The 16,148-nt window shown below is 58.5% G+C and carries 15 protein-coding genes; 12 read left to right on the top strand and 3 right to left on the bottom strand.

Annotated features, from left to right (window positions below; genetic code table 11):
• Position 1: 1 nt before the first annotated feature.
• The 12 genes from murD to mutT all read left to right on the top strand — a co-directional run bounded on the left by murD (position 2) and on the right by mutT (position 14,463).
• Positions 2 to 1,318, top strand: coding sequence for a UDP-N-acetylmuramoyl-L-alanine--D-glutamate ligase (gene murD / locus RTX96_RS14615; protein WP_312671446.1), 1,317 nt, complete (start codon positions 2 to 4; stop codon positions 1,316 to 1,318).
• A complete protein-coding gene (ftsW, locus tag RTX96_RS14610) occupies positions 1,318 to 2,571 on the top strand; it encodes a cell division protein FtsW (RefSeq protein ID WP_103820713.1) in 1,254 nt (417 codons plus the stop codon). Before murD ends, ftsW begins: the two co-directional genes overlap by 1 nt.
• The gene (gene murG / locus RTX96_RS14605; protein WP_103820712.1) at positions 2,568 to 3,635 is read left to right on the top strand and encodes an undecaprenyldiphospho-muramoylpentapeptide beta-N-acetylglucosaminyltransferase; all 1,068 of its coding nucleotides are present in this window, start codon (positions 2,568 to 2,570) and stop codon (positions 3,633 to 3,635) included. Before ftsW ends, murG begins: the two co-directional genes overlap by 4 nt.
• Before the next feature lie 55 nt (positions 3,636 to 3,690).
• Positions 3,691 to 5,169 carry a UDP-N-acetylmuramate--L-alanine ligase gene (gene murC / locus RTX96_RS14600; RefSeq protein WP_103820711.1) on the top strand — a complete coding sequence of 493 codons (1,479 nt, stop codon included), beginning with the start codon at positions 3,691 to 3,693 and terminating at the stop codon, positions 5,167 to 5,169.
• On the top strand, positions 5,162 to 6,082 hold the full coding sequence (locus RTX96_RS14595; protein WP_312671445.1) for a D-alanine--D-alanine ligase: 921 nt from the start codon (positions 5,162 to 5,164) through the stop codon (positions 6,080 to 6,082). The genes murC and RTX96_RS14595 overlap by 8 nt, the downstream gene beginning before the upstream one ends.
• A 1-nt stretch (position 6,083) precedes the next feature.
• The gene (gene ftsQ / locus RTX96_RS14590; RefSeq protein WP_103820709.1) at positions 6,084 to 6,914 is read left to right on the top strand and encodes a cell division protein FtsQ; all 831 of its coding nucleotides are present in this window, start codon (positions 6,084 to 6,086) and stop codon (positions 6,912 to 6,914) included.
• On the top strand, positions 6,914 to 8,170 hold the full coding sequence (gene ftsA / locus RTX96_RS14585) for a cell division protein FtsA (protein WP_103820708.1): 1,257 nt from the start codon (positions 6,914 to 6,916) through the stop codon (positions 8,168 to 8,170). Before ftsQ ends, ftsA begins: the two co-directional genes overlap by 1 nt.
• A 114-nt stretch (positions 8,171 to 8,284) precedes the next feature.
• The gene (gene ftsZ / locus RTX96_RS14580; RefSeq protein ID WP_042390697.1) at positions 8,285 to 9,436 is read left to right on the top strand and encodes a cell division protein FtsZ; all 1,152 of its coding nucleotides are present in this window, start codon (positions 8,285 to 8,287) and stop codon (positions 9,434 to 9,436) included.
• A 100-nt stretch (positions 9,437 to 9,536) separates the two neighbouring features.
• Complete coding sequence (lpxC, locus tag RTX96_RS14575; protein WP_042390462.1) at positions 9,537 to 10,454, top strand: UDP-3-O-acyl-N-acetylglucosamine deacetylase; 918 nt, start codon at positions 9,537 to 9,539, stop codon at positions 10,452 to 10,454.
• Between the two features lie 292 nt (positions 10,455 to 10,746).
• A complete protein-coding gene (secM, locus tag RTX96_RS14570; RefSeq protein WP_219817877.1) occupies positions 10,747 to 11,250 on the top strand; it encodes a secA translation cis-regulator SecM in 504 nt (167 codons plus the stop codon).
• 58 nt (positions 11,251 to 11,308) lie between these two features.
• Positions 11,309 to 14,014, top strand: a complete 2,706-nt coding sequence (secA, locus tag RTX96_RS14565) for a preprotein translocase subunit SecA (protein ID WP_268109051.1) — start codon at positions 11,309 to 11,311, stop codon at positions 14,012 to 14,014.
• Between the two features lie 59 nt (positions 14,015 to 14,073).
• On the top strand, positions 14,074 to 14,463 hold the full coding sequence (mutT, locus tag RTX96_RS14560; RefSeq protein ID WP_103820705.1) for an 8-oxo-dGTP diphosphatase MutT: 390 nt from the start codon (positions 14,074 to 14,076) through the stop codon (positions 14,461 to 14,463).
• Positions 14,464 to 14,515: 52 nt separating this feature from the next.
• Here the strand turns inward: mutT and yacG are convergent, their stop codons facing one another.
• From yacG to coaE, 3 genes are read right to left on the bottom strand one after another with little or no spacing between them, the layout of a single operon-like run.
• On the bottom strand, positions 14,516 to 14,713 hold the full coding sequence (gene yacG, locus RTX96_RS14555; RefSeq protein WP_312671444.1) for a DNA gyrase inhibitor YacG: 198 nt from the start codon (positions 14,711 to 14,713) through the stop codon (positions 14,516 to 14,518).
• A 9-nt stretch (positions 14,714 to 14,722) separates the two neighbouring features.
• Complete coding sequence (gene zapD, locus RTX96_RS14550) at positions 14,723 to 15,466, bottom strand: cell division protein ZapD (protein WP_103820703.1); 744 nt, start codon at positions 15,464 to 15,466, stop codon at positions 14,723 to 14,725.
• The gene (gene coaE / locus RTX96_RS14545) at positions 15,466 to 16,086 is read right to left on the bottom strand and encodes a dephospho-CoA kinase (RefSeq protein WP_103820702.1); all 621 of its coding nucleotides are present in this window, start codon (positions 16,084 to 16,086) and stop codon (positions 15,466 to 15,468) included. The genes zapD and coaE overlap by 1 nt, the downstream gene beginning before the upstream one ends.
• Positions 16,087 to 16,148: the final 62 nt, after the last annotated feature.

The raw sequence follows: 16,148 nt of genomic DNA, 5'->3' as shown, positions 1-16,148 counted from the left end.
CATGGCAGATTACCAGGGTAAACAGGTCGTCATCATTGGGTTAGGGTTAACCGGGCTATCCTGCGTGGATTTTTTCCTCGCGCGTGGCGTGACGCCGCGGGTGATGGATACGCGTAGCGCGCCGCCGGGGCTAGAGAAGCTCCCGGAGTCGGTTGAGCGCCACCTTGGTAGTCTGAATGACGACTGGCTGCTGGCCGCCGATCTGATCGTTGCCAGCCCCGGTCTCGCCCTGGCGCACCCGTCGCTGAGCGCGGCCGCCGAGGCTGGCGTAGAGATTGTCGGCGATATCGAACTGTTCGTGCGTGAAGCCCAGGCGCCGGTGATTGCGATTACCGGCTCTAACGGCAAGAGCACCGTCACTAAGCTGGTGGGCGAGATGGCGGAAGCCGCGGGCGTTAACGTTGGCGTCGGCGGCAATATTGGTCTGCCAGCACTGATGCTGCTCGACAGCAACCGCGAGCTGTACGTGCTGGAGCTCTCCAGCTTCCAGCTCGAGACCACCTCCAGCCTGCATGCCGTAGCAGCCACGATCCTGAACGTCACCGAAGATCATATGGATCGCTATCCGTTTGGCCTGCAGCAGTACCGCGCCGCCAAGCTGCGCATTTTCGAGAACGCTAAAGTCTGCGTGGTCAACGCCGACGACGCCCTGACCATGCCGGTTCGGGGTGCGGATGAGCGCTGCATCAGCTTTGGCGTCGACGTTGGCGACTATCACCTCAATCGCCAGCAGGGTGAGACTTGGCTGCGGGTGAAGGGCGAGAAAGTATTTAACGTTAAAGAGATGAAGCTCAGCGGCCAGCACAACTATACCAACGCCCTGGCGGCGCTGGCGCTGGCGGATGCCGCTGGCCTGCCGCGTGCCACCAGCCTGAAGGCGTTAACCACCTTTACCGGCCTGGCGCACCGTTTCCAGCTGGCGCTGGAGCATAACGGCGTGCGCTGGATCAATGACTCCAAGGCGACCAACGTTGGCAGCACCGAGGCGGCGCTTAACGGTCTGCACGTTGAAGGCACTCTGCACCTGCTGCTGGGCGGCGACGGCAAGTCGGCGGACTTCTCGCCCCTGAGCCGCTACCTGAACGGCGATAACGTGCGCCTCTACTGCTTTGGCCGCGACGGCGCAGCGCTGGCGGCGTTACGTCCCGAGATTGCGCAGCAAACTGAGACGATGGAGCAGGCGATGCGCCTTATCGCGCCGCAGCTTAAGTCAGGGGATATAGTGCTGCTGTCACCCGCCTGTGCCAGCCTCGATCAGTTTAAGAACTTTGAACAACGGGGCGATGAATTCACCCGTCTGGCGAAGGAGTTAGGCTAATGCGCTTATCATTTCCTCGCCTGAAGCTACCACGCATGCCGCATTTGCCGGGGCTCGGTATCCTGGAGTGGCTGTTTGCGGCGCTTAAAGGCTGGGTCATGGGGTCGCGTCCAAAGGACGATGATAGCCTGGTCATGTATGACCGGATGCTGCTGTGGCTGACCTTTGGCCTCGCGGCAGTGGGCTTTATTATGGTGACCTCCGCATCGATGCCGGTAGGGCAGCGTCTGACCAACGATCCCTTCTTCTTTGCTAAGCGCGATGCGCTCTATATCTTCCTCGCGTTTTGTATGGCGATGATTACCCTGCGCCTGCCGATGGAGTTCTGGCAGCGCTGGAGCTCCGCCATGCTCATCGCCTCTATTTTGATGCTGCTGCTGGTGCTGCTGGTCGGCAGCTCGATTAACGGGGCATCGCGCTGGATTGACCTTGGCGTGATGCGCTTCCAGCCTGCAGAGTTCACCAAGCTGTCGCTCTTCTGCTACCTCGCCAACTACCTGGTGCGTAAGGTAGATGAGGTGCGTAATAACCTGCGCGGCTTCCTGAAGCCGATGGGCGTGATCCTTGTGCTGGCCCTGCTGCTGCTGGCGCAGCCTGACCTCGGTACAGTGGTCGTGCTGTTTGTCACTACCCTCGCCATGCTGTTCCTTGCCGGAGCCAAGCTGTGGCAGTTTATCGCCATCATCGGGATGGGTATCTCTGCGGTGATCCTGCTGATCCTTGCTGAACCCTACCGCATCCGCCGCGTGACCTCGTTCTGGAACCCGTGGGAAGATCCCTTTGGCAGCGGCTACCAGCTTACCCAGTCGCTGATGGCCTTTGGCCGGGGCGAGTTCTGGGGACAGGGCCTCGGCAACTCGGTACAAAAACTGGAGTACCTGCCGGAGGCGCATACCGACTTCATTTTCTCCATTATCGGCGAAGAACTGGGTTATATCGGTGTGGTACTGGCGCTTTTGATGGTATTCTTCGTCGCTTTCCGTGCGATGTCTATTGGGCGGAAAGCGCTGGATATCGACCACCGTTTCTCGGGCTTTCTGGCCTGTTCGATCGGGATTTGGTTTAGTTTTCAGGCACTCGTCAACGTTGGCGCGGCCGCCGGGATGCTGCCAACCAAGGGTCTGACGCTGCCGTTAATCAGCTACGGTGGGTCCAGCCTGTTAATTATGTCGACGGCGATCATGATGCTGTTGCGTATAGATTATGAGACGCGTCTGGAAAAAGCCCAGGCGTTTACACGAGGTGTTCGATGAGTGGGCAACCGAAGCGGTTAATGGTGATGGCAGGCGGCACGGGCGGGCACGTTTTCCCCGGCCTGGCGGTTGCGCACCATTTAATGGCCCAGGGCTGGCAGGTTCGCTGGCTGGGCACCGCCGATCGTATGGAAGCGGATCTGGTGCCAAAGCACGGTATCGAGATCGACTTTATTCGCATCTCCGGGCTGCGCGGGAAGGGGTTGAAGGCCATGCTGCTTGCGCCGCTGCGTATCTTTAACGCCTGGCGTCAGGCGCGGACCATCATGCAGCGTTTCAAACCGGACGTGGTGCTGGGGATGGGCGGCTACGTCTCCGGGCCGGGTGGCCTTGCCGCCTGGTCGCTGGGTATTCCAGTGGTGCTACACGAGCAGAACGGCATTGCCGGGCTGACCAACAAATGGCTGGCGAAGATCGCCACCAAGGTAATGCAGGCCTTTCCCGGTGCGTTTCCACAGGCTGACGTGGTGGGTAACCCGGTGCGCACCGACGTACTGGCGCTGCCGCTGCCGGCGGATCGCCTCTCCGGTCGTGAAGGGCCGGTACGAGTACTGGTTGTCGGCGGCTCGCAGGGCGCTCGGGTGCTGAACCAGACGCTGCCGCAGGTCGCTGCCCGACTGGGCGATGCGGTAACCATCTGGCACCAGAGCGGAAAAGGGGCGCAGCAGACCGTTGAGCAGGCCTATGCCGATGCGGGCCAGCCGCAGCACCGCGTGACCGAATTTATTGATGATATGGCGGCAGCCTACGCCTGGGCCGACGTGGTAGTTTGCCGCTCCGGGGCGCTGACGGTGAGCGAGATCGCCGCTGCCGGGCTGCCGGCGCTGTTCGTGCCGTTCCAGCATAAGGATCGGCAGCAGTACTGGAATGCGCTGCCGTTAGAGCAGGCGCACGCGGCGAAGATCCTTGAGCAGCCGCAGTTTACCGTTGATTCCGTCGTCGAAACGCTGGCGAGCTGGGATCGCGTTACGTTACTGGGAATGGCCGAGCGCGCACGCGCCGCAGCCATTCCTGATGCTACCGACCGGGTAGCAAAAGCCGTAAGCCTTGCTGCACAGGCTTAACCATCGCGACGCCTTTTGCGTCGCACGAATTTTAGAAGTTTATGGCGTTTAGAGAATGAATACACAACAACTGGCGAAACTGCGTTCAATCGTGCCCGAGATGCGTCGCGTCCGGCACATTCACTTCGTTGGCATTGGCGGGGCCGGCATGGGCGGCATCGCTGAAGTCCTGGCGAACGAAGGCTATCAGATCAGCGGTTCCGACCTTGCGCCAAACCCGGTTACGCAGCAGCTGGCCGCCCTCGGCGCGACCATCTACTTCAACCATCGTCCGGAAAACGTACGCGACGCCAGCGTCGTGGTGGTCTCCAGCGCGATCTCAGCCGATAACCCGGAGATTGTTGCCGCGCATGAAGCGCGCATTCCGGTGATCCGCCGTGCAGAGATGCTGGCGGAGCTGATGCGTTTTCGTCACGGCATCGCCATCGCCGGGACGCATGGCAAAACCACGACCACCGCGATGGTCTCCAGCATCTATGCCGAGGCCGGACTGGATCCGACCTTTGTTAACGGCGGGCTGGTGAAAGCCGCAGGCGTACATGCGCGTCTGGGCCACAGCCGCTACCTGATTGCCGAAGCCGATGAGAGCGATGCCTCGTTCCTGCATCTGCAGCCGATGGTGGCGATCGTCACCAATATCGAAGCCGACCATATGGATACCTACCAGGGCGACTTCGAGAACCTAAAGCAGACCTTTATTAACTTCCTGCACAACCTGCCGTTCTATGGCCGGGCCGTGATGTGCGTGGACGATCCGGTGTGCCGCGAGCTGCTGCCGCGCGTGGGCCGTCAGACCACCACCTACGGCTTTAGCGACGACGCGGACGTGCGGGTTGAGAGCTACCAGCAGACCGGGCCGCAGGGACACTTTGTGCTGGTGCGCCAGGACAAACCTAATTTGCAGGTCACGCTGAACGCGCCGGGTCGCCATAACGCCCTGAACGCGGCGGCGGCGGTTGCCGTGGCGACGGAAGAGGGGATTGACGACGAGGCGATCCTGCGGGCGCTGGAGAGCTTCCAGGGCACCGGACGCCGCTTCGACTTCCTCGGCGCGTTCCCGCTGGAGCAGGTAAACGGCAAAGCGGGCAGCGCTATGCTGGTTGATGACTACGGTCACCACCCAACAGAAGTGGATGCCACCATCAAGGCCGCGCGTGCAGGCTGGCCGGATAAAAATCTGGTCATGATTTTCCAGCCGCACCGTTTCACCCGTACCCGTGACCTGTACGATGATTTTGCCAACGTGCTGACCCAGGTTGATGCTCTGCTGATGCTGGACGTTTATGCCGCAGGCGAGACACCGATCCCGGGTGCGGACAGCCGCTCCCTGTGCCGTACCATTCGTGGCCGGGGTAAAATCGACCCGATCCTGGTTCCGGATGCGGCCCAGGTTGCAGCGATGCTGGCCCCGGTATTAACCGGTAACGATCTTATTCTGGTTCAGGGGGCAGGAAACATTGGTAAAATTGCCCGCAGCCTGGCCGAGAATAAACTGAAGCCGCAGCCGTCGCAGGAGGAAGAGCGTCATGGCTAATAAAGTTGCAGTCCTGCTGGGCGGAACCTCCGCCGAGCGTGAAGTATCGCTGAACTCCGGCGCTGCGGTGCTGGCTGGCCTGCGTGAAGGCGGCGTGGACGCCCATCCGGTAGATCCGCGTGATACCGACGTCACCCAGCTTAAGAGCATGGGCTTTGACAAAGTCTTTATTGCCCTGCACGGTCGCGGCGGCGAAGACGGTACGCTGCAGGGCCTGCTTGAGCTGACCGGTCTGCCCTATACCGGCAGCGGCGTAATGGCCTCGGCCATCTCAATGGATAAGCTGCGCAGCAAGCTGCTGTGGCAGGGCGCGGGCTTGCCTGTCGCGCCGTGGGCGGCGCTGACGCGCAAAGAGTTTGAGCAGGGCCTGAGCGAGAGCGTACTTCAGCACATTGCCAGCCTGGGCCTGCCGCTGATCGTTAAGCCCAGCCGCGAAGGCTCCAGCGTGGGCATGTCAAAAGTTGACGAGGCCGGCGCGCTGAATGCGGCGTTAGCTTTAGCGTTTCAGCATGATGAAGAAGTCTTAGTTGAGAAGTGGCTGAGCGGGCCGGAATTTACCGTGGCAGTATTAGGGGAAGAAATTTTACCCTCAATTCGCATCCAACCCGCAGGAACCTTCTATGATTATGAGGCAAAGTATCTCTCTGATGAGACTCAGTATTTCTGCCCCAGCGGATTAGAAGCGGAGCGCGAAGCGCAGCTGCGCGATCTGGTACTAAAGGCCTGGACCGTTTTAGGCTGCCGTGGATGGGGTCGAATCGATGCCATGCAGGATCGCGATGGTCACTTCTATCTGCTGGAAGCGAACACCTCGCCGGGAATGACCAGCCACAGTCTGGTCCCGATGGCGGCTCGCCAGGCTGGATTAAGTTTCTCGCAATTGGTTGTACGAATTCTGGAGTTGGCGGACTGATATGTCGCAGGCTGCGCTAAACACGCGAAACCGCGAAGAGGAGGAGGTTGTTGCCTCCCGGCGGAATAATGGAACGCGTCTTGCAGGAATTGTTTTTCTGCTGGCGGTGCTGTGCACCGTGTTGGTGAGCGGCTGGATGATTCTGGGCTGGATGGACGATGCGCAGCGCCTGCCGCTGTCGAAGCTTGTGGTCACCGGTGAGCGCCACTACACGCGCAACGATGATATTCGCCAGTCGATTCTGGCCCTGGGGGCGCCCGGGACCTTTATGACTCAGGATGTAAACATCATCCAGAGCCAGATTGAACGTCTGCCGTGGATCAAGCAGGCCAGCGTAAGAAAGCAGTGGCCGGACGAATTGAAGATTCATCTGGTTGAATATGTCCCCATTGCGCGGTGGAATGATCAGCACATGATGGATGCAGATGGAAATTCGTTCAGCGTGCCGACCGATCGGGCTAAAGAACAGAATCTTCCGCTGCTCTTTGGTCCGGAAGGGAGCGAAAGCGAAGTGTTGCAAGGCTATCGCGACATGGGGCAGGTGCTGGCAAAGGATAAATTTACGTTGAAAGAGGCGGCGATGACCGCCCGTCGCTCCTGGCAGTTGACGCTTAATAATGGAATCAAGCTCAACTTAGGTCGGGGGGATACGATGAAACGTCTGTCACGCTTTGTAGAACTCTATCCTGTTCTGCAGCAGCAGGCGCAAACCGACGGCAAAGAGATCAGCTATGTCGATCTGCGCTACGACTCGGGCGCGGCGGTCGGTTGGAAACCGGCACCCATTGTGGATCCTAATCAGCAACAGAATCAGGCACAGGCAGAGCAATAATGATCAAGGCGACGGACAGAAAACTGGTAGTAGGACTGGAGATTGGCACCGCAAAGGTTGCCGCTTTGGTAGGGGAAGTTCTGCCCGACGGTATGATCAATATCATTGGCGTGGGCAGTTGCCCGTCGCGGGGTATGGATAAAGGCGGGGTCAACGATCTGGAGTCGGTGGTAAAGTGCGTGCAGCGCGCCATCGACCAGGCCGAGCTGATGGCGGACTGCCAGATTTCGTCGGTTTACCTGGCGCTCTCCGGCAAGCATATTAGCTGTCAGAATGAGATCGGCATGGTGCCCATTTCCGAAGAGGAAGTGACCCAGGAAGACGTTGAAAACGTGGTGCACACCGCCAAGTCGGTGCGGGTGCGCGATGAGCACCGGGTTCTGCATGTGATCCCGCAGGAGTACGCCATTGACTACCAGGAAGGGATCAAAAATCCGGTAGGGTTATCCGGCGTGCGGATGCAGGCAAAAGTGCACTTGATCACATGTCACAACGATATGGCAAAAAACATTGTCAAAGCAGTTGAACGATGTGGTCTGAAAGTTGACCAACTTATTTTTGCCGGACTGGCGTCCAGCTATTCCGTATTGACGGAAGACGAACGTGAGCTGGGTGTCTGCGTGGTCGATATCGGTGGTGGTACAATGGACATCGCCGTGTATACCGGCGGTGCGCTGCGCCACACCAAAGTGATCCCCTACGCGGGGAACGTGGTGACCAGCGACATCGCCTATGCCTTCGGTACGCCGCCAAGCGACGCCGAAGCCATTAAGGTTCGCCACGGCTGTGCGCTGGGCGCTATCGTCGGTAAAGACGAAAGCGTAGAGGTGCCGAGCGTGGGCGGACGTCCGCCGCGCAGCCTGCAGCGTCAAACGCTGGCGGAGGTGATTGAGCCGCGCTACACCGAGCTGCTCAATCTGGTGAACGAAGAAATTTTGCAGCTGCAAGAACAGCTCCGGCAACAAGGCGTTAAGCACCATCTTGCAGCAGGAATTGTATTAACCGGCGGCGCCGCGCAGATCGAAGGGCTTGCAGCCTGTGCGCAACGCGTGTTTCATACACAGGTGCGCATAGGTGCGCCGCTGAATATCACGGGCCTGACGGATTATGCCCAGGAGCCGTACTATTCAACGGCGGTAGGTCTGCTGCACTACGGGAAGGAGTCCCATTTAAGTGGTGAAGCAGAGGTGGAAAAACGTGCGTCAGTCGGCTCGTGGATCAAACGTCTGAACAGCTGGCTGCGAAAAGAGTTTTAATATTTTCAGAGACCGCACAAAATTAGCGGACTCAGGCGACAGGTACTTACATTGAATCCCTCTTGCAGCCGTAACGCAGTTTGAAGGATGATGTGTAAAATCGGAGAGAAAATTATGTTTGAACCTATGGAACTGACCAACGACGCGGTGATTAAAGTCATCGGCGTCGGTGGCGGCGGCGGTAACGCCGTTGAGCACATGGTGCGCGAGCGCATCGAAGGCGTTGAATTCTTTGCAGTAAACACCGACGCCCAGGCGTTGCGTAAGACCGCGGTGGGACAGACCATCCAGATCGGCGGCGGCATCACCAAAGGTCTGGGAGCAGGCGCTAATCCGGAAGTCGGCCGCAACGCAGCCGAAGAGGACCGTGAGGCACTGCGCGCTGCGCTTGATGGCGCAGACATGGTATTCATCGCCGCAGGTATGGGCGGTGGTACAGGCACAGGCGCTGCGCCAGTGGTTGCCGAAGTAGCCAAAGATTTAGGTATTCTGACCGTTGCCGTCGTGACCAAGCCTTTCAACTTCGAAGGCAAGAAGCGTATGGCCTTTGCAGAGCAGGGGATCACCGAGCTGTCCAAGCACGTTGACTCCCTGATTACCATCCCGAACGACAAGCTGCTGAAGGTGCTGGGTCGTGGCATCTCTCTGCTCGACGCCTTTGGCGCGGCCAATGACGTGCTGAAAGGCGCGGTTCAGGGCATCGCCGAGCTGATCACCCGTCCGGGCCTGATGAACGTCGACTTCGCCGACGTGCGCACCGTGATGTCCGAAATGGGCTACGCGATGATGGGCTCCGGCGTGGCGAAAGGGGAAGATCGTGCGGAAGAAGCCGCCGAGATGGCGATCTCCAGCCCGCTGCTGGAAGATATCGACCTCTCTGGCGCGCGCGGCGTGCTGGTCAACATCACGGCGGGCTTCGACCTGCGTCTGGACGAGTTTGAAACCGTGGGTAACACCATCCGTGCCTTTGCGTCGGATAACGCCACCGTGGTTATCGGTACCTCTCTGGATCCAGAGATGAACGACGAGCTGCGCGTGACCGTTGTTGCCACCGGTATCGGTATGGACAAGCGTCCTGAAATCACCCTGGTAACTAACAAACAGCAGCAGCAGCCGGTGATGGATCGCTATCAGCAGCACGGTATGGCTCCGCTGAGCCAGGAGCAGAAACCGGCCGCTAAAGTGGTTAATGACCCGACGCCGCAGACCGCGAAAGAGCCAGATTATCTCGATATTCCGGCATTTTTACGTAAGCAGGCTGACTAAGAATTAGCTGGAAGTTGGGCATTGTCGCTCTTTGTGCTAAACTGGCCCGCCGGTTGTATAGTACAATTCGGTTGGATTAGTAACTAGGCGAGATTATACGATGATCAAACAAAGGACACTTAAACGTATCGTTCAGGCGACTGGCGTCGGTTTGCATACCGGCAAAAAAGTCACCCTGACGCTGCGACCTGCGTCGGCCAACACCGGGGTCATCTATCGTCGCACTGACTTGAATCCACCGGTAGATTTTCCGGCCGATGCCAAATCTGTGCGTGATACCATGCTCTGTACCTGTCTGGTGAACGAGCATGACGTGCGGATCTCTACCGTAGAGCACCTCAATGCCGCGCTGGCGGGTCTGGGTATCGACAACATCATGATTGAAGTTGATGCCCCTGAGATCCCGATCATGGACGGTAGTGCAGCGCCGTTCGTTTACCTGCTGCTTGATGCCGGTATCGAAGAGCTGAACTGTGCGAAGAAATTCCTTCGCATCAAAGAGACCGTTCGCGTCGAAGATGGCGACAAATGGGCTGAATTCAAGCCGTACAATGGTTTTACGTTGGACTTTACCATCGACTTTAACCATCCGGCGATTGATGCCAGCAGCCAGCGCTACGCGATGAACTTCTCTGCTGACGCATTTATGCGCCAGATTAGCCGCGCGCGTACCTTCGGCTTTATGCGTGATATCGAGTATCTGCAGTCCCGTGGCCTCTGCCTGGGCGGCAGCTTCGACTGTGCCATCGTCGTTGATGACTATCGTGTATTGAACGAAGACGGCCTGCGTTTTGAAGACGAGTTTGTGCGTCATAAAATGCTGGATGCGATCGGTGATCTGTTCATGTGTGGTCACAACATTATCGGTGCATTTACCGCTTATAAATCCGGTCATGCGCTGAATAATAAACTGCTGCAGGCGGTCCTGGCTAAACAGGAAGCCTGGGAGTATGTGACGTTCCAGGACGACGCTGAGCTGCCGCTGGCATTTAAAGCACCGTCAACGGTACTGGCATAATCCTCCAGACCGTTTAGTAAAAATTCGACTGGTTAACCTGGCACTCTCTCCGGTCAGGGGCGCCAGTCGTTTTTGTTTCCAGGTTTTACTGTTTCTCTTCCTGCCTCCCGACGTACAAATCCAGACGTAATTTACTGCCGAAAGCGGTGCGTTCGCTGTTTTCTTAAGCGTTTTCACCCGGCTATGCCCCTCATTGTTACTGCCGTGTAGCGCCTTTAATGGTAATATTTGGTCGCAAAATAACGGATGTTGATGTGAATCGGGTAGGTTTAACCCATTAATGGTGGAGCAAGTGAGCGGATTACTGACGCGCTGGCGACAATTTGGCAGACGCTACTTCTGGCCGCATCTCTTTTTAGGGATGGTCGCGGCGAGTCTTGGCCTGCCCGCGCCGGGTACGCAGGATCGTCCCACCCAGCCTGAGAAGGCCACCGCCAGCAACCATAACCGCACCAGCCCGGTTAATTTCACCAGCCTCGCACTGCTTGAAGCCAGCCGCCGTCCGACCTTTACCGTCGACTACTGGCACCAGCACGCCATTCGCACCGTTATTCGCCATCTCTCCTTTGCGATGACGCCGCAGGCGCTGTCGGTTGCCGAAGAGCCGCTGCCCGTCCGGGCGCAGCATCTGGCGCTGCTGGATACGCTCAATGCCCTGCTGACCCAGGAGGGCAAACCGCCGGTTATCGTCCGGCATAAGCCTGTCTCTACTCCCGAACCTCACGCGGCGTTTACCGTTGCCAGCTGGCTCGCGCAGGTGCAGGGGATCCGCGCCGGACCTCAACGCCTCAGCTAAATTAACCGTTTCAACACCTTAATTTATCTGCCCGCTTTGGGGCGTTTGAGAATTTATTATGCTTATTAAACTGTTAACAAAAGTATTTGGTAGCCGTAACGATCGTACCCTGCGCCGGATGCGCAAGGCCGTGACCCTTATCAACAGCATGGAACCGGCTATGGAGAAGCTCAGCGATGACGAGCTGAAAGCCAAAACCGCCGAGTTCCGCGCCCGTCTTGAAAAAGGCGAGACCGTAGAGAGCCTGATCCCGGAAGCATTCGCCGTGGTGCGCGAAGCGAGCAAGCGCGTATTCGGTATGCGCCACTTTGATGTCCAGCTGCTGGGCGGCATGGTGCTTAACGATCGCTGCATCGCCGAGATGCGTACCGGTGAAGGTAAAACCCTGACCGCAACCCTGCCGGCCTACCTGAACGCCCTGAGCGGTAAAGGCGTGCACGTGGTCACCGTCAACGACTACCTTGCCCAGCGTGACGCCGAAAACAACCGTCCGCTGTTCGAGTTCCTTGGTATGAGCGTGGGCGTTAACATGTCTGGCCTGCCTGCACCAGCCAAGCGTGAGGCCTATGCCGCAGATATCACCTACGGCACCAACAACGAATACGGCTTTGACTATCTGCGTGACAACATGGCGTTCAGTCCGGAAGAGCGCGTTCAGCGTAAGCTGCACTATGCGCTGGTGGATGAGGTGGACTCCATCCTGATCGACGAAGCCCGTACGCCGCTGATCATCTCCGGTCCGGCGGAAGACAGCTCCGACATGTACAAGCGCGTCAACAAAATCATCCCTAACCTGATCCGTCAGGAGAAAGAGGACTCTGACACCTTCCAGGGCGAAGGCCACTTCTCCGTGGATGAGAAAGCGCGTCAGGTGAACCTGACCGAGCGCGGGCTGGTGCTGATTGAAGAGCTGCTGGTGAAAGAGGGCATCATGGACGAGGGCGAGTCGCTCTACTCCCCGGGCAACATCATGCTGATGCACCACGTCACCGCTGCGCTGCGTGCACACGTGCTCTTCACCCGCGACGTAGACTACATCGTGAAAGACGGCGAAGTGATCATCGTTGATGAACATACCGGCCGTACCATGCAGGGCCGCCGCTGGTCCGATGGCCTGCACCAGGCCGTTGAGGCCAAAGAGGGCGTAGAGATCCAGAACGAGAACCAGACGCTGGCCTCCATCACCTTCCAGAACTACTTCCGCCTGTATGAGAAGCTGGCGGGGATGACCGGTACCGCCGATACCGAAGCGTTTGAGTTTAGCTCTATCTACAAGCTGGACACCGTGGTGGTGCCGACCAACCGTCCGATGATCCGTAAGGATCTGCCGGACCTGGTTTACATGACCGAAGCGGAAAAAATTCAGGCCATTATCGAAGATATCAAAGAGCGTACCGCTAACGGCCAGCCGGTGCTGGTGGGGACCATCTCTATCGAGAAATCCGAGGTGGTATCAAACGAGCTGACCAAAGCGGGTATCAAGCACAACGTTCTGAACGCCAAATTCCACGCCAACGAAGCGGCGATCGTGGCCCAGGCGGGCTACCCGGCGGCGGTGACCATCGCCACCAACATGGCCGGTCGTGGTACCGATATTATGCTGGGCGGTAGCTGGCAGGCAGAGGTTGCCGCGCTGCCGGAACCAACCGCAGAGCAGATCGCTAAAATCAAAGCGGACTGGCAGGTGCGTCATGATGCCGTGCTGGCGTCCGGCGGTCTGCACATCATCGGTACAGAGCGCCATGAATCCCGCCGTATCGATAACCAGCTGCGCGGCCGTTCCGGTCGTCAGGGTGATGCGGGCTCCTCTCGCTTCTACCTGTCGATGGAAGATGCCCTGATGCGTATCTTCGCCTCCGACCGCGTCTCCAACATGATGCGCAAGCTGGGGATGAAGCCAGGCGAAGCGATCGAGCACCCGTGGGTGACCAAGGCTATCGCCAACGCCCAGCGTAAGGTGGAGAGCCGCAACTTCGACATTCGTAAGCAGCTGCTTGAGTATGACGACGTAGCCAACGACCAGCGCCGCGCGATCTACACCCAGCGTAACGAACTGCTGGACGTGAGCGACGTCAGCGAAACCATCGCCAGCATCCGCGAAGACGTCTTCAAGGCGACCATCGACGGACATATTCCGCCGCAGTCGCTGGAGGAGATGTGGGACATCCCTGGCCTGCAGGAGCGTCTGAAAAACGACTTCGATCTCGATCTGCCGATTGCCGAGTGGCTCGACAAAGAGCCGGATCTGCATGAAGAGACGCTGCGCGAGCGTATTATGCAGAGCGCCGTCGAGGTCTATCAGCGTAAAGAAGAGGTGGTGGGTGCCGAGATGATGCGCCACTTCGAAAAAGGCGTCATGCTGCAAACCCTCGACTCCCTGTGGAAAGAGCACCTGGCGGCGATGGACTACCTGCGTCAGGGTATCCACCTGCGCGGCTATGCGCAGAAAGATCCGAAGCAGGAGTACAAGCGCGAATCCTTCGCCATGTTCGCCGCTATGCTTGAGTCACTGAAGTATGAAGTGATCAGCACCCTGTCAAAAGTACAGGTGCGGATGCCGGAAGAGGTGGAGGAGATGGAGCAGCAGCGTCGCGAAGAGTCAGAGCGCCTGGCCCAGATGCAGCAGCTTAGCCACCAGTCCGACGACGCGCAGGCCGCAGCCGATCTGGCGGAGCAGTCCGGCGAGCGTAAAGTGGGCCGTAACGACCCATGCCCGTGCGGCTCTGGCAAAAAATACAAACAGTGCCACGGCCGTCTGAGCTAAACGCAACACAATAAAAAACAAAGGCGCAGATTCTGCGCCTTTTTTATGGAGCCTACCTGATGAAAGTATTGAATATCGCCGCCGGGATCATTCGCAATCCGCAGGGCGAAATCTTTATTACCCAGCGTGCCGCCGACGCGCACATGGCCAATAAGAAGGAGTTTCCCGGCGGCAAGATTGAGGCTGGTGAAACCCCGGAGCAGGCGCTGGCGCGCGAGCTGGATGAGGAGGTGGGCATTACCGTCACCTCAGCGCAGCTGTATGAAAAACTGGATTACCACTATCCGGAGCTGCACATCACCCTGTGGTTCTACCTGGTCGAAGGCTGGGAAGGGGAGCCGTGGGGGAAAGAGGGACAGCCGGGAGAGTGGTTGACGCCGCAGGCGCTGAACGGGGACGACTTCCCGCCCGCCAACCAGCCGATCGTCGCCCGGTTACGCGGCGAGTAGTTTGCTGGTTTTATAGGCCCGGTAAGCGTCGCGCCACCGGGCAATTAACCGCTTAAGGCTGTTTCTCTTCGCTCCAGCCATCGCTGTCGGAGAGGTCGCCCTCGCTGGGGATACGCTTCTCTTCGGCGGCCCACTCGCCTAAATCAATAAGCTGGCAGCGCTTAGAGCAGAACGGGCGAAACGGGCTGGTCTCGTTCCAGACAACGTTCCGGCCGCAGGTTGGGCACTTTACAACGGTTTCTTCAGACATCACTCCTCCTTAACAGCAGGCCAGGCCAAAATCGAGACGCTCCGGCACGTGGCCGTTTTCGCTGTCCAGCGGCATAAAGCGGATGGCAAAACGGCTCTTATGCCCGGAGATTTGCGGATAGAGCTGGTCGGCGAGGGTCAATTCCAGACGCAGCAGGTCGGCATCGTCACCGTTGTCCTGATAAAAGCCGTTCAGGCTGGTCTGCTTACGGAACGGCGCAGAGTTGCGGATCAGGTCGAGGATCAGCGTCAGGGTCTGGGTCAGCGGCTGGAGGCTCTCCAGCCAGACGGCGACCTGCTCATCCCGCTGGGACTGAGGCGCATAGAGCCACAGGTGCAGGGTCGGCAGATCGAAGCTGCAGCAGCCGCCTGGAATAGAGAGGCGCTGGCGCACCAGGCCAATCAGGCGCTCTTCACGCAGCAGCTGGCCAACGCGTGGAGCGGCCATTAGCGTATTGCTGCTCTGCTTCAGCTGGTCGCGCACCGCATCAATACGGCTCTGGTCGACGCCAGGCACTTCTACCCACGCTTTCAGCTTACGCTGCTGGCGCTCCAGCTCTTTCAGCAGCTCGGTGCGGATATCGCCGCGTTCGAACACGTCAAGCAGGTCTCCGGCGTTACGAAAAAAGTGTAAGGCGTCAGCGTGATCGCTGATGGGAAGCCGGGCAGAGAGCTGCTGGAGCAGAAATTCAATACGCAGCCAGGTGCGCATCTTTTCATTGAGCGGGTGTTCAAAAAGGACGTGGGTCTGCATTACGGTTTTTCCTGTGATACGACCTGGGAAGCGTAGCGTAGATACGCCTCATGCAGGCGGGCAACATCCGATGCAACGGCATCTGGTGCGCCATTATTGTCAATAACATCATCCGCGACGGCAAGGCGTGCTTCTCGCGTGGCCTGAGCAGCAAGGATATGCTCGGCGTGCTCACGCGTGACGCCATCGCGCGCCATCGTGCGGGAAATCTGTGTCTCCGGGGAGACGTCAACCACCAGTACCCGATCGGCCCTGGTGTGCAGCTGGTTCTCCACCAGCAGCGGCACTACCCAGAGCACGTAGGGCGATGTCGCCCCGGCAATCTGCCGCTGGGTCTCCTCGTGGATCAGGGGGTGGAGTAGTGCGTTAAGCCAGCGTTTGTCGTCTGGCGAGGCGAAAATGCGTTCCCGCAGCAGGCGGCGGTTGAGCGTGCCGTCTGGCTGGATCGTCTCTGGCCCAAAATGGGCCGCAATGGCGCGTAGGGCAGGAGCGCCAGGCTCAACCACCTGGCGGGCAATGACATCAGCATCAACGACGCTAACCCCGTTTTTCAGGAATTCGCGGGCAACCGTACTCTTCCCGCTGCCTATTCCCCCGGTTAAGGCGACCGTATACCCCATAACGCAAAATCCCAGACTGCTCTGCCAGCTCACGATCTTTTGATTTATCTATTCATAAATCA

This window comes from Pseudescherichia sp. (assembly GCF_032052675.1).
Classification (GTDB): Bacteria; Pseudomonadota; Gammaproteobacteria; order Enterobacterales; family Enterobacteriaceae; genus Pseudescherichia.
Note: the sequence above shows the minus strand (reverse complement) of the source record. Positions and strands in the feature narration are given on the sequence as shown.